Source organism: Stenotrophomonas sp. YJH_SMC_80 (assembly GCF_059372495.1).
The window spans coordinates 24364-37868 of the sequence record NZ_JCAFVP010000015.1 but is presented as its reverse complement, the minus strand read 5'-3'; the positions used below and the strand labels follow the sequence as shown (position 1 = coordinate 37868).

Genomic DNA, 13505 nt, shown 5'->3' with positions numbered 1-13505 from the left:
CGGGCGCCAAGGGCGCCCGTTCTTCTTCCGGTAGTGCCGGCCGCTGGCCGGCACGACCTGCGATGGCTCAGACGTTCAGCAGTTCGCCGGCACCGGCATCCAGCAGCATCTTCGCCACTTGCTGGCCCAGCGCTTCCGGATCACTGCCTGGGCCCACGGCCTCGGCGCGCACCGCACGGCCGTCGCTGGCGCTGCCAACCAGCCCCTGCAGGTGCAGGTCATCGCCCTGCCACTGCGCGATGGCCGCCACCGGCACGTGGCAGCTGCCATGCAACGCACGGTTCATCGCCCGCTCGGCTTCCACGCAGGCACGCGTGGCCGCGTCATCAAGCGGGGCGAACAACGCCATCAGACGCGCATTGCCACTATCGCACTCCACCGCCACCGCGCCCTGCGCCGGGGCTGGCAGCCACTGCGGCGGTTGCAGGCGCGCGACGATGCGCTCGCCCAGACCCAGACGCTCCAGGCCGGCCACGGCCAGCACGATGGCGTCGTAGCCACCGTTGTCGAGTTTGGCCAGCCGGGTGTTGACGTTACCGCGCAGGTCGAGCAGTTCCAGGTCCGGTCGCAGCGCGCGCAGCTGCGCCTGGCGACGCAGCGACGAGGTCCCGACCCGCGCACCGATCGGCAGCGCGTCCAGCGAGGCGTACAGGTTGGAAACGAAGCCATCGGCGGGATCGTGGCGGGTCAGCATTGCCGGCAACGCGAACGGCGTGTCCAGTTCCATCGGCACATCCTTCAGCGAGTGCACCGCGCAGTCGGCCTCACCGCGCAGCATGGCCAGCTCCAGCTCCTTCAGGAACAGGCCCTTGCCACCGATGGCGGCCAGCGAACGGTCGAGCACTTCGTCGCCGCGGGTGCTCATCGGCACCAGTTCCACATGCAAGCCGGGATGGGCCTGGCGCAGGCGGTCGGCGACGTGTTCGCTCTGCCAGAGGGCGAGCGGGCTCTTGCGGGTGGCGATGCGGACGGTTTCCATCCGGTCATTATCGCGCCTTCGGCGCGGATACGGCCAACGGCGGAGCCCCTCGTGGCTGGTGGAGGGGTCATGAAAGCAACAGCCGCGCGTGGCCGGGCGGAGTGGGCCACGCAGGGGACGCTGCAAGTACATCCATGTAAGCTCGGTCGCCGCATCCATGCGGCTCACGCCCCTGCGCAGCCCACCCCGCCCGGCCTCTGACAGTTTCCGTGCGCGCCAGCCACGGAAGATCAAAAAAAGGAAAAAGCAGAAGCAAAGGCAACAGCCGATTGCTTCCCCCACCCGATAAAAACAATGCCTTTGCCGTCCGTCACCGGGAAATTCGCGAGGGTGAGGCGGGAAGGGCGGGCGGGACCGTTGGCGCCATGGATGGCGCCATCGAGCCCCCATGGATGGGTTTACGGCGTGTCCCGCCCGCCCTTCCCGCCTCACCCAACACGCAACAACACAGAGCCGACAATCTGCTGTTGCTGTTGCTGTTGCTTCAGACGTTGCTCGTAAGCAGTCGCGGCCGCAGGCCGCGCGGACCACTCACAGATGCCGCAATTCCTGCTTCAGCGTCGCCACGCAGCGGCGGCTGACTTCCAGCGGCTGCTTGCCATGCCGCAGCACCGCCTGCACTTGACCACCCGATCCTCGACGCAGCTCCACCAGCTCGTGGCGCGCCACCAGGCAGTTGCGATGGATGCGGATGAAGCGGCTGGCGAACTCTTCCTCCAGCGACTTCAGCGACTCCTCGATCAGGTCCTCGCCGCGCGCATGGTGCACCACCACGTACTTCTCTTCCGCCTGCAGGTAGTGGATGTCGTCCAGCGGGATCAGCCGCAGGCTGCCACGCAGGCGTGCGCACAGCATGCTGCGGGCCTGCTGCCCGCCGCTGTCCTGCGGCTGGCCGTCGCGGCCGGCCAGGAACGTCCGTGCACGTGCGATCGCTGCGGCAAGGCGCTCGGCGCGGACCGGCTTCATCAGGTAATCGATGGCCGCCGCCTCGAACGCCGACAGCGCATGCGCGTCATAAGCCGTGCAGAACACCACCGCCGGGCGCGGCTCGAAGCTGGCCAGGTGGCGGGCGGCTTCCAGGCCGTCCAGCCCGGGCATGGCGATATCCAGCAGGACCAGGTCCGGCTGCAGCTCCGCGCACGCATGCAGGGCCTGCTCGCCGTTGCCGGCCTCGGCCACCACGTCCACCCCGTCCTGCGCCGCCAGCAGGCTGCGCAGGCGTTCCCGCGCCAGCGGTTCGTCATCGGCGATGACTACCCTCACGGTCGTCCCCTCACTGGATCGGCACTGTCACCTGGCAGGCATAGTAGCCCTCGCTCCAGCCAGCCGTCATCCGCGCGGCGGCGCCGAAGCGCCAGGCCAGCCGATGAGCGATGCTGTGCTGGGCATGGCCGGCACCACGCGCCAGCGCCAACCCCGGCGCCTGCGGATCGGGCGCGGGATTGCGCACGCGGATCTGCAGCTCGTTGCCCTCGCGCACCAGCTGCAATTCGATGGTGCCGCCCTCGGGCAGCCGCGAAATGCCATGCAGCACTGCGTTTTCCACCAGCGGCTGCAGTACCAGCCTCGGCAGTGGCAGGTCCCACGGCAGCGGCTCATCGCGCTGCCAGCGCACCTGCAGACGCTCGCCGAGGCGCAGCGACTCTATCGACAGATAGCGCTCGGCCAGCTCGCATTCGTCACGCAGGGTGGAGTCGCCCTCGCCCGCGCCCAGGGCAGCACGGAACAGATCGGACAGATCCAGCACCGCGCGTTCGGCCACCGCCGGATCGCGATGCAGCAGGCTGGCAATCAGGTTCATGCTGTTGAACAGGAAGTGCGGCCGGATCCGCGCCTGCAGCGCGTCGGCCTGGGCACGCGCGTTGGCCTGCACCTGCGCGGCCCAGCGATCGCTCACATAGAAGTAGCGCAGGGCAAGTGCGGCGATCAGTGCCGTGGTTGCCGCACTGCCCAGGGTGAAGCGCCAGAAGCTGATGCCGCGGGCGAAGTTGTCGCCCAGCACCGCGTACAGTGCATGCACGATGCCGGCACAGACCACGGCGATCAGGGTCGCCAGCACGATCGCCGCGACAGCGCCCAGCACCTGCGGCAGCCTCGACAGTGCCTGCCGCAGGAGGCACAGGCTGGCGGTCACCGCCAGCGCCAGCCACAGCGCGAAGCCGCTGGCCGACAGCAGCTCGCCGAAGGTCCAGTGGCGGCTGCCATCGGGCGCCAGCGCCAGCACCACCACTACCAGCTGGGCCAGGCCAAGCATCGCCGCCAGCCGCGGCAGGCGGCACAGTTCCGGCATCCACGGCGATGTGCTGGCCGGGGGCATGGCTCAGGCAGCGCCCAACCGTTCCTGCAGCCAGTCACCCAGCGCCTGGATCTCTTCGGCGCAGACCTGGTGGGCCATCGGGTAGCTGTGCCACTCCACCTCCAGGCCCAGCGCCTGCAGGGCCTGCGCGCTGTGTACGGCCACCGCCTGCGGAATCACCGGGTCGCTGCTGCCATGGGCCATGAACACCGGCACCTGCACCGCACCGTCAACGCGCCTGGCGCTCTCGGCTTCCGGCAGGTAAGTGGACAGTGCGATCAGGCCAGCCAGCGGCGCGGTGCGCGACAGTGCAGCGGTGAGGATGATCGCCCCGCCCTGCGAGAAGCCGGCCAGGAAGATCTTCTCCGGCGCGACGCCGCGCTCGATCTCACGTGCGATCAGCGCATCCAGCTGCAGCACCGATTCCTGCACGCCGGCCATGTCGGCACGCGAGCGGAAGTCCATCCCGACGATGTCGTACCAGCCGCGCATCGGCACGCCGTTGTTGATCGTGATCGGCCGCACCGGTGCGTGCGGGAACACGAAGCGCAGCGCCGGCCAGTGCGGACGCACCAGTTCCGGCACGATCGGCGCGAAGTCGTGGCCGTCGGCGCCAAGCCCGTGCAGCCAGATCACCGACCACTGTGGCGAGGCGCCGGTTTCCTGTTCCACCGTTTGCAGCATGATGCGGCTCCTTCAAGTTCGAGCCGCATTATGCCGCTGGTGCAGGGCCATCAGTACAGCGGCGGTTGCTCGGCGGCTTCCCGGCGCAGCTGCGCGGCGCGCACCAGCACCGGTGGCGGAATGTTCTCTTCGGGGATGTCGAGCAGGCCGAGGCGATGCAGGAAGGCACCCGGGCCGCGCGAGGAGGTCAGCGCCACCACCGGAACGGCCAGCACCATGCCGATCACCACCGGCGCCATCCAGGCTGCCAGCGACGGCGACACCGCCCACGCCAGCACACCCATGAACGCACCAAACACGCCCAACCCGCCGTAGCCACGGATCAAGGCCATCCACGAGATGCCACCATCGTCACGCTGCTGTGCGTCCCAGCCGGAATCGCGGCCGGACAGCACTTCGGCCACGCCGCGCGACTGCACGTACATCACTACCGGTGCCATCAGTGCGGCCAGCACGGTCTCCACCAGCATCGACACGAACGCACGGATCGCACCGCCGCAACCGCGGCGGTCGACAGGGTCCAGCAGCATCGCCAGATAGCCCAGCACCTTGGGCAGCAGCAGCACCGCCATGGTGGCGGCGAACAGGCGCACCACCTGCTCCTCGTCCTGGGCCCGCCAGTACACGCTGGGTGACAGGTGCAGCAGGGCATTGAAATCGATGCCTTCCTGGAACAGCGGGATCGCAATGCCGATCAGCATCAGCATCGCCCACATCGGCGCGGTGAAGTAATGGCCGATGCCGATCAGCATGTGGGTGCGGCTGATCCAGTGCAGGCCACGGCTGCCGACCACCTTGCCGTGCTGCAGGTTGCCCTGGCACCAGCGACGGTCGCGCACCAGCAGGTCGGTCAGGGTCGGCGGCCCTTCTTCGTAGCTGCCCCCCAGGTACGGCACCATGTGCGCGGCCCAGCCGCCACGGCGCATCAGCGCCGCTTCGACGAAATCGTGGCTGAGCACGTGACCGCCGAACGGCTTGCGCCCCGGCAGCGCTGGCAAGCCGGCGTGGTCGGCGAAGGCACGGGTGCGGATGATGGCGTTGTGGCCCCAGTAGTTGCTCTCGGCGCCATGCCACCAGGCCACGCCACGGGCAATCACCGGGCCGTACACGCGACCGCCGAACTGCTGCATGCGTGCGAACAGGGTGCGGCCACCGATCACCGAGGGCAGGGTCTGGATCAGGCCGACATCGGCGTTGTGTTCCATGCCGGCCACCAGGCGCACGATGCTGTCGCCGGTCATCAGGCTGTCGGCGTCCAGGATCAGCATCTGCGGGTAAGCGCCACCGAAGCGGCGCACCCAGTCGGCGATGTTGCCGGCCTTGCGCCCGCTGTTGTCGCCACGGCGGCGGTAGAACAGCCGCGTCTGGCCGTCCGGCACGCGCTCGCGCAGTTCGGCGAATACCTGCTCCTCGGCGCGTGCGATGTCCTCGCGCCGGGTATCGCTGAGCACGAAGAAGTCGAAGCGTTCGAGCTGGCCGGTGGCGGCCACCGACTCGTAGATCGCCTGCAGGCCCGCCAGCAGTCGGCGCGGATCCTCGTTGTAGGTCGGCATCAGCAGCGCGGTGCGGCTGTGCACGGTCGGCAGCGGCTTGTCCGGGTCGATGCCAAGGCGATAGCCACGGTCGAACACGGCGGTCAGGAAGCCGGCCACGGCGCTGGCGAAGGACAGCGCGATCCAGGCGAACAGGCCGACGAACAGCACCAGCAGGCAGGCTTCCAGCACGCTGATGCCATTGGCCGACAGCACCCGCCACATCATGCGGGTGGCGATGGCGGTCATGGCCAGGGTGCCGCCGAAGATGTAGAACCGGCGCAGGCCGATCAGGCGTGGCGAGGTACGGTGCCGACGGACCTTCAGCTTGCCTTCGCGCAGGGTCTGTTCGGGCATCGGCAGCGGAGATTCGGCCGGCAGCAGCGCCCAGCCGGCGTCGAGCCGGGGCGCATCCGCTTCCGCGTGGATGGTGTGACCCCCCATCACCGCTTACTCCCCACGATCGGCATGGCCGGCCGTCCCGGCCGGGCTGCATGCGCGAAGGTTCCCGGCGCGCCTTCCCGGCGCCCGCACTTGTCCTGGCTGTACCGGCCCTTGGCCGCACAGTCGCTGTCTGTCACTACCGGAACCCACACGATCTCCAACGGGGCGGAATCGAAAATGCGGCCCAGTCTAGGGCGCCGGATGTAAGCCGAGTGCGAAGGTCTACGCCGGGATTTATCCCCATTCAGCAAACAGCAGGCGATGGTGGACCGCGCAGCGGAATGTCGCTTCGTGGCACCGGGTACTGGATCGTAACAAACGCGAACGGTTATCATTTCATTAACCAGGCAGGTCGCCGTCTTCCGTACGGCCGAGACCCACCCAGCTGCGCCGGCCCGAACCGTGCGCCCTACGACCCATGGAAGGGGGGCCTGCCTGCTTGTCTGCGTGTGCCCGTTGCTTCCATCCGGTCCCCCCTCATTCGATGGAAGCCGTCATGTCCCAGCCGTTCCGCTCCCGTTCCGCGCGCCTGCCGCGCACCCGCCTGGCCAGTGCCCTGGCCACTGCCTGCCTGCTGGCCCTGCCCGGCCTGGCCGCTGCAGAGGCCAGCGCCGATGCCTCCACCAAGGACCTGGATACCGTGGTGGTCACCGCCTCGGGCAACCAGCAATGGATCAAGGATGCGCCGGCCAGCATCAGCGTGATCAGCCGCGAGGACATCGCGCGCCAGCCGGTGCACGACCTGGCCACCCTGCTCAGCCGCGTGCCCGGCGTGACCGGTGGCCTCAGTGCGGTTGGCGAGCAGTCCAAGATCAAGCTGCGCGGCATGCCGTCGAACTACACGCTGGTGCTGGTGGACGGCAAGCGCATGGGCAGCTCGGCCTCGACCAACTACCGGCCGGACCTGGGCCGCCAGGACCTGAACTGGATCTCGCCTGACCAGATCGAGCGCATCGAAGTGGTGCGCGGACCAATGTCGTCGCTGTATGGCTCCGACGCCATGGGCGGCGTGATCAACATCATCACCCGGCGCATCGGTGATGACTGGAGCGGCAGCGCCACCCACAGCTATACCCGCCCGGGCGATGGCAAGCGCGGCGACACCCAGCAGATCGGTGCGACGTTCTCCGGGCCGCTCGGCGAGCGCTTCGGCCTGCGCATCGGTGCCAACAGCATGCGCCGCGATTCGGATCGCTCCAATGGCGGTGTCTACGGCAACGCGTATGCAGGCGAGAAGGACCGCAATGTCGATGCGCTGCTGCAGTGGAAACTGAGCGACGCGCAGGAACTGTCGCTCGAAGCCGGCCATGGCGTGCAGCAGGCCTTCATCGACGCTTCGCTGGAAAAGCAGGATGAAGGCGCCTGGGGTGCCAGCGAACTCAAGCGCAGCTCGCTGGCGCTCAACCACGATGGCAAGTGGAGCTTCGGCAATTCGAAGATCAGTGCGTACTGGACCGAGTACAGGAACGACATCGGTGCTACCGGCCGTTCCGAAGCCACCGATACGATCATCGAGGGCAGCCTGACCACGCCGTTCACCCTCGGCGTTGAACACCAGTTCGCCGTGGGCGGCCAGTGGAAGCGCCAGGAGCTGACCAACACCGACACCATCGGCCGCGCGCCGATCGACTATGCCGGCAATGCCGTCAGCGGCTCCGATCTGGAAGTGGATACCTGGGCCCTGTTCGTCGAAGACGAACTGAAGCTGCACCGCACCCTGGCACTGACCTTGGGCGCGCGCCTGGATCACCATGAGAAATTCGGTGGCCACGTCAGCCCGCGCGCCTACCTGGTCTGGCATCCGGCCGAGCAATGGACCATCCGCGGTGGCGTTTCCAAGGGCTTCCGCGCCCCCAGCCTGACCGAGAACTCCGCCAGCGCCGCCACCCAGTCCGGTGGCCGTGGCTGCACCTCGCTGATTCCGCTGGGCTATACCCGCGGCGGCTGCTACATGGCCGGCAATCCGGACCTGGACCCGGAAACCAGCACCAACCGCGAAATCGGCATCAGCTTCGACAACGACCTGGTCGATGCCGGCCTGACCTACTTCCACACCGACTTCAGGAACAAGATCGAGTACGCACCGCTGGGCAGGTTCAACGGCATCTGGTGGACGCGGATGAGCAACGTGCAGCGCGCACGCACCAGCGGCATGGAAGGCAGCTTCAATGTCCGCTTCGGCGAGCACTGGCGCTGGCGCACCTCGGCGACATGGATGAAGGAAGCCAGGAACCTGACCACCGGCCGCAACCTGATCGATACCCCCGAATTCTCGGGCTATTCGTCGCTGGACTGGACGCCCGACGCGGTGTTTTCCAGCAGCCTGTCGGCGCAGTACACCGGCAGGCAGGCCGGCACGGCGACGACCTTCCTCAAGGCCTACACGCTGTATGACCTGACCGCGGCCTGGAACGTCAATGAGGTACTGACCCTGCGTGGCGGCGTCAGCAACCTGGCCGACAAGAAGCTGTATGCGGAAGGCTCCACCGATTACTTCGTGGCCGGGCGCAGCTACTTCCTCAGCATGACCGCGCGGTTCTGACCAAGAGCGTCCGCCGCGATCGCGCTGGCGACGGGCCGGCGCGATCGGCGGTGTTGCGGATTACTCGCTTTCCAATGCGGCGGCGGGCGCCGCGCTCTGCGTAGCCGCCGTGCGTGCACGGTCCATCGCCACCGCCAGTTGCTGGCGTGCGAGCAGCTGTTGTGCCTGCACCACTTCAGGTGTCGGCAGGAGCACCGGTCCCGGTGCGTTTTCCGGTGTAGCAGGTGTGGTCATGCAACCTCCATGGACATCCCGCCGCCGCACGGATTCAGCTGGTGCGGCAGCGGAACTGCGCACCCTATCCTAAAAACAAGGCGGGCGGGTGACGGTGCGCGCCCCTGCCGCAGCAGCCGGAACAAGGCAGGCGTCACATTTTTGACGGTGACGCTTGGATCCTGAATAGGACTTGCCCTATCATGAAAACGTTTTCTCACAGGGATGTCTCCCCCCAATGAATACCACTGACCTGTCCCAGTTCAGCCCGAAGTGGCAGTTCCGCTTCAACTTCTTCCGCCAGCACGGCGCCCCCAAGAACCCCGGCTTCAAGCAGGCCTGGAAGGCGCTGTCCTTTGGTGACCGCCTGAAGATCAACCTGAACTTCTTCGCGTTGTTCTTCGGTGCCATCTACCTGCTGATTCTTGGCATGTGGCGCAAGGCACTGGTGGTGATCGGCATCAACATCGTGCTGGCCATCGTCTCCATGTTCCTTCCGGACGTCGTCGGGCGCATGCTGTTCATCGCCATGAACCTGCTGGTCGCCTCCAGCACCAACTACAGCTACTACCTGGAGAAGGTGGAAGGCCGTACCAGCTGGAACCCGTTTGAAGGAATGTTCTGAGCCATCAGACCTGCGCAGGATGCGCGGCAAGGATGCAACCGACGCCCGGCCCCCTCCGGGCGTCTTCGTTTCCGGGATCAGGCCGCGCGGCGGGCCATGGCCTCCGGTTCGGCCTGCAGGCGGAAGCGCGAGACCGCCACGGCCAGCTGCTCGGCCTGCTCCTCCATCGCCCGCGCCGCGGCGCTGGCTTCCTCCACCAGTGCGGCGTTCTGCTGGGTGGTCTCATCCATCTGCACCACGGTCTGGTTGACCTGCTCGATGCCGGCGGACTGTTCGCGCGACGCAGCCGAGATCTCGGCCATGATCTCGTTGACGCGCCCCACCTGGCCGACGATGGCCTGCATGGTACGGCCCGCACCGTGCACCAGCTGCGCACCGGCACCGACCTGCGCCACGGATGCGTCGATCAGTTCCTTGATCTCCTTCGCTGCGCCCGCCGAGCGTTGCGCCAGCGCGCGCACTTCGCTGGCGACCACCGCGAAGCCGCGGCCCTGCTCACCGGCCCGCGCCGCTTCCACCGCCGCATTCAACGCCAGGATGTTGGTCTGGAACGCGATGCCGTCGATCACCGAAATGATCTCGGCGATGCGCTGCGAGGAGGCCTCGATCTGCTCCATGGTCTGCACCACCTGGTTGACCACTTCCCCGCCCTCGCTGGCAACGTCAGCGGCGGATCCTGCCAGGGTATTGGCCTGCAGCGCGTGGTCGGCGTTCTGGCGCACGGTGGAGGTCAGCTCCTCCATCGAGGCGGCGGTTTCTTCCAGGTTGGCGGCCTGCTGCTCGGTACGACGCGAGAGATCGCTGTTGCCCGCAGCGATCTCACCCGCCGCCAGGCGGATGCTGGCGGCCGACTGCTGGATCTGGCCGACGATCTGGGTCAACTGCTGCACGGTGCTGTTGGCATCGTCGCGCATCACCGCGAACACGCCATGGAAATCACCGCGCATGCGTGCGCTGAGGTCGCCGGCGGCAATCGCGCGAAGCAGCGTCGAAAGCTCAGCCAGGTTGTGATCGCTCACCTGCATCATGATGTTGAGGGTCTCCACCATGCGGCGGAAATCGTGGTCGAAGCGCTGGGCATCACCGCGTACAGCGAAGTCGCCGGCTGCCGCGGCGGCAGCCAGCTGCTGGATCTGCTCGTTGATCGCGGCCAGGTTGCTCTTGGTGGTGGCCATCGCTGCGGTGAACACCGCCTTCTCGCCCGGCAGCGCTTCCATGTCCACGCTGAGGTCACCCACCGCGTAACGCTGCATCACCTCGACCAGGCGCTGGGTGACCGCATTGCTGGAAGCCACCAGCTGGTTGCTGTCGGCCACCATGCGGCCGTACTCGCCGGGGAAGGCAGTGGCGTCCATGCGGTAGCTCAGCTCGCCAGCATCGTGGCGGCGCGCCATTTCCGCCTGCGCCGCCATCACCGCCTGCAGCTGCCCGCGCATGCCCTGCATCGCGTCCAGCAGGCGGCCCACTTCATCGTTGCTGCGCGCAGGCAAGGTGCTGTCGAGCTTGCCGGCGGCGACGTCACCCGCCACCCGCACCGCTTCGGCCAACGGGCGGATCGCCAGGCGGCGCAGCAGCACATAGACGCCGGCACTCAGCGTCAGCGCGGCCACCACGCCCACCAGCAGCGTCAACCACAGCAGCTGGCGCGCCTCGGCCACGATCACCGCGTGCGGCATCACCACGCCCAGCGCGAAGCGCTGCGGGGCATTGCCCACGCGTAGCGGCACGTAGACGCGCACGTTGCCGGCTGCATCGGGCGTGAAGGCTTCGAACCGGCGGTCGGCGGCGATGTCGGCCAGCATGCTGCGGGTCAATGCGTCGGTGCGCGGCTTGCCGATCTCGGCGGCATTCGCCGAGGCCAGCACCACGCCGTTGGGCGAAAGCAGCTCGACGCGGCCTGCGCCCATCGGCGTCAGCGTCGCCAGGTGCTTCTGCAGCGCCGCCAGCGAGAAGTCGACGGTGAACACGCCGAGGAAGGTACCGTTTTCGACGATCGGCGAGCTCAACGTGCTCATCAGCACCTGCTGGCCGGCGATGTCGTAGGCATAGGGCTCGCTGACCTTGGGCAGCTTGTCGCGGCTGGGTACCACGTACCAGTCGGCCGAGCCGTCGGCGGCTTCGGTGTAGTCGGTCATGGTCGACTGCTGCGGCTTGCCGTCATGCCAGGCCCAGTAGCTCATGTAGCGGCCGCTGGCATCGTGCATCGCGGTATTGGCGAACTCGGCATCCTTGCCATCGAAGGCATCGGCCTCCCACATGGTGCTCTTGCCCAGCCACTCCGGGTGGGTGCGCAGCTGCTCGCCCAGCACGGCAGCCAGGCTGGCGCGATCGGGCACGTCACCCCGCGCACGCTGGGCGAGCACGGCTTCGACCATGGCATCGTTGCTGGCGAACGCCGTGCCCAGGTCGGCGGCGACCTGGCGCGCTTCGGCGTTGGCCTCGCTGGTCATGGTCTGGCGCGAGGCATCGATCAGGCTGGCACTGGCCTGGCGATAGATCAGGAACGCCGTCAGGCCGAAGCACAGCAGCGCGATGACGGCGGTGCCCAGCATCAGCTTGTGGGCGATGCTGCCCGGGCGGCGGGCAGCGGCGGAACGGGAAGAAGGCATGGAGGGGTCCGCAAGGCAGTTCAGGACGACCGGCACCGGGAGGGCACCGCGCAGGCGCGCGATCCGTCGCGCAGGCCACCGGCCGCCGGGACCCGCCCGGCGCAGGAAGCGCACCGGGTTAGCGGCCGCCTGCCAACGAGGTTGAGGCGACCGGCCTACACATTCCTGAATCCACTCAGGGACGGGGGAGGGATCCGTCCCCGCGTCCCCTATTCGGCCACCCGATCCTTGATCCACTCCGCGCGTGGCAACACCTCGATGCTGCCTGCGGCGTACTGCTGCAGCACGGCGTCCGGCCCGAAACGCGGCTGCCACCCCAGCTCCCTGCGGATGCGGGCGCTGTCGTAGACACGGTCGACGCTCAGCGGCAACGGCCAGCCGCGGCGCTCGAACTCTGCCAACAGCTGCGGTACGCGCCGGGCCAGTACATTGCGCGGCTGGGTGGCCAGTTCCAGGCAATCCTCGCGACGGAACGGGGTTGAGGCGCAGGCGATGTAGCGGGCGAAGGCCGGCCCCTCATCCAGCAGCAGCGCGGCATGGGCACTGGCCACGTCACGGGCGTCGATCCCACGATGCAACCGGAACATCGCCATCCGTTCCGGCGGTTCCGGGAAGCAGCGCCCCATCCGCAGCACGCGCACCCCGAAGTCCGGTGCGGCGGCAGCTTCAGCCAGGGCCTCGGCCTGCAGCTTGCTGCGGTGGTAGATCGTTCGCGGCAGCGGCTCGGTATCCTCATCGATCCAGCGGCATCCCCCTGCCACCACCGCGTGGCCGTACAGCGCGGTGGTACTGGTCAACACGAACCGCCGTGCGCCTGCCTCGCGCGCCGCCTGCAGCAGGTGCGCGGTCGCGTCCACGTTGATCTGCTGGAACACCGCGTCCGGTACCAGGCCGACGTGTGGCGCATGCAGGGCCGCGGTATGGATGACCGCGTCGACGCCCTGCACCGCGCGCACGACGGCTTGATGATCGGTGACATCGGCAATGATGCGCGTGGTGGCAAACGGACTGCGGTCCAGACCCACCACTTCATGGGCAGCCGCCAGCGCGCCGAAGATCGCGCGCCCGATCCGCCCGGAACTGCCGGTCAACAGAATCTTCATTGAGTCCATTCACTCGAAGCGCCCGGGAACTACCGGGATGCTTCGATTCTAGGCATGCAGCGGAACATCTGCGATAGGACGACCACGCAACTGTGCGTTCATCTTGACGACTTCGGCGGAGCCAGCAGTTGACGCGCGATGGAGAGTGGATCGTCGCCGCCTGCCGCGTGGGGCGCGACACCGGTCCGTTCGCAGTTTCCACCGGTGCGCAGTCTGATCGGTTGCCGGTCCGGAACGTTTATCTGATAGCCATCGGGCAGCAGCACAGGATCATCGAACATATGTGCGGCACCGCCACTGCGGCCGCCGGCCTTGCCGCGCATCCGAGGGCCGGCAGTGAATACGCGACGAATGCGGCCGCCGGGCCGGCTGCGTGATCATCCCCGTGCGCAGGGCGCGTGAAAACCGGGGCGAAGATGGCGACCTGGACTTAGCGTGCGATGGCCAAGCATGGACGCCGTCGCCCACGAAGGCGGCG

At 67.8% G+C, this 13505-nt stretch carries 10 protein-coding genes and 1 pseudogene; 2 read left to right on the top strand and 9 right to left on the bottom strand.

All coding sequences use genetic code 11. The features are described from left to right. Positions 1-67 precede the first annotated feature (67 nt). From hemC to mdoH, 5 genes are all read right to left on the bottom strand, one after another. Positions 68-979 carry a hydroxymethylbilane synthase gene (gene hemC, locus AC5P99_RS18495; protein WP_099606025.1) on the bottom strand — a complete coding sequence of 304 codons (912 nt, stop codon included), beginning with the start codon at positions 977-979 and terminating at the stop codon, positions 68-70. Positions 980-1510: 531 nt separating this feature from the next. Next, entirely contained in the window at positions 1511-2242 is a 732-nt protein-coding gene (locus tag AC5P99_RS18490; RefSeq protein WP_005411148.1) for a LytR/AlgR family response regulator transcription factor, read from the bottom strand. A 10-nt stretch (positions 2243-2252) separates the two neighbouring features. Next, positions 2253-3296 carry a sensor histidine kinase gene (locus tag AC5P99_RS18485; RefSeq protein WP_171040179.1) on the bottom strand — a complete coding sequence of 348 codons (1044 nt, stop codon included), beginning with the start codon at positions 3294-3296 and terminating at the stop codon, positions 2253-2255. Between the two features lie 3 nt (positions 3297-3299). After that, on the bottom strand, positions 3300-3959 hold the full coding sequence (locus AC5P99_RS18480; RefSeq protein ID WP_049450392.1) for an alpha/beta hydrolase: 660 nt from the start codon (positions 3957-3959) through the stop codon (positions 3300-3302). A gap of 50 nt (positions 3960-4009) precedes the next feature. Next, complete coding sequence (gene mdoH / locus AC5P99_RS18475) at positions 4010-5935, bottom strand: glucans biosynthesis glucosyltransferase MdoH (protein WP_049395441.1); 1926 nt, start codon at positions 5933-5935, stop codon at positions 4010-4012. Positions 5936-6431: 496 nt separating this feature from the next. On the opposite strand from mdoH, the gene AC5P99_RS18470 reads away from it, so the two are divergent. After that, positions 6432-8477, top strand: coding sequence for a TonB-dependent receptor domain-containing protein (locus AC5P99_RS18470; protein ID WP_108269982.1), 2046 nt, complete (start codon positions 6432-6434; stop codon positions 8475-8477). Positions 8478-8537: 60 nt separating this feature from the next. Here AC5P99_RS18470 and AC5P99_RS18465 read toward each other — a convergent pair whose 3' ends face one another. Further along, positions 8538-8711 (bottom strand): hypothetical protein, encoded by a 174-nt coding sequence (locus AC5P99_RS18465; protein WP_005411154.1) that lies wholly within the window; start codon positions 8709-8711, stop codon positions 8538-8540. 217 nt (positions 8712-8928) lie between these two features. On the opposite strand from AC5P99_RS18465, the gene AC5P99_RS18460 reads away from it, so the two are divergent. Further along, positions 8929-9315 carry a DUF2628 domain-containing protein gene (locus tag AC5P99_RS18460; protein ID WP_005414559.1) on the top strand — a complete coding sequence of 129 codons (387 nt, stop codon included), beginning with the start codon at positions 8929-8931 and terminating at the stop codon, positions 9313-9315. Positions 9316-9392: 77 nt separating this feature from the next. On the opposite strand, the gene AC5P99_RS18455 is transcribed toward AC5P99_RS18460, so the two are convergent. The 3 genes and pseudogenes from AC5P99_RS18455 to AC5P99_RS18445 all read right to left on the bottom strand — a co-directional run. After that, positions 9393-11924, bottom strand: a complete 2532-nt coding sequence (locus AC5P99_RS18455) for a methyl-accepting chemotaxis protein (protein WP_043034588.1) — start codon at positions 11922-11924, stop codon at positions 9393-9395. Positions 11925-12133: 209 nt separating this feature from the next. Beyond that, positions 12134-13027 carry an NAD-dependent epimerase/dehydratase family protein gene (locus AC5P99_RS18450; RefSeq protein WP_495213415.1) on the bottom strand — a complete coding sequence of 298 codons (894 nt, stop codon included), beginning with the start codon at positions 13025-13027 and terminating at the stop codon, positions 12134-12136. Positions 13028-13125: 98 nt separating this feature from the next. Further along, a pseudogene (locus AC5P99_RS18445) lies at positions 13126-13406 on the bottom strand (S41 family peptidase); the annotation flags it as partial. Between the last annotated feature and the right edge of the window lie 99 nt (positions 13407-13505).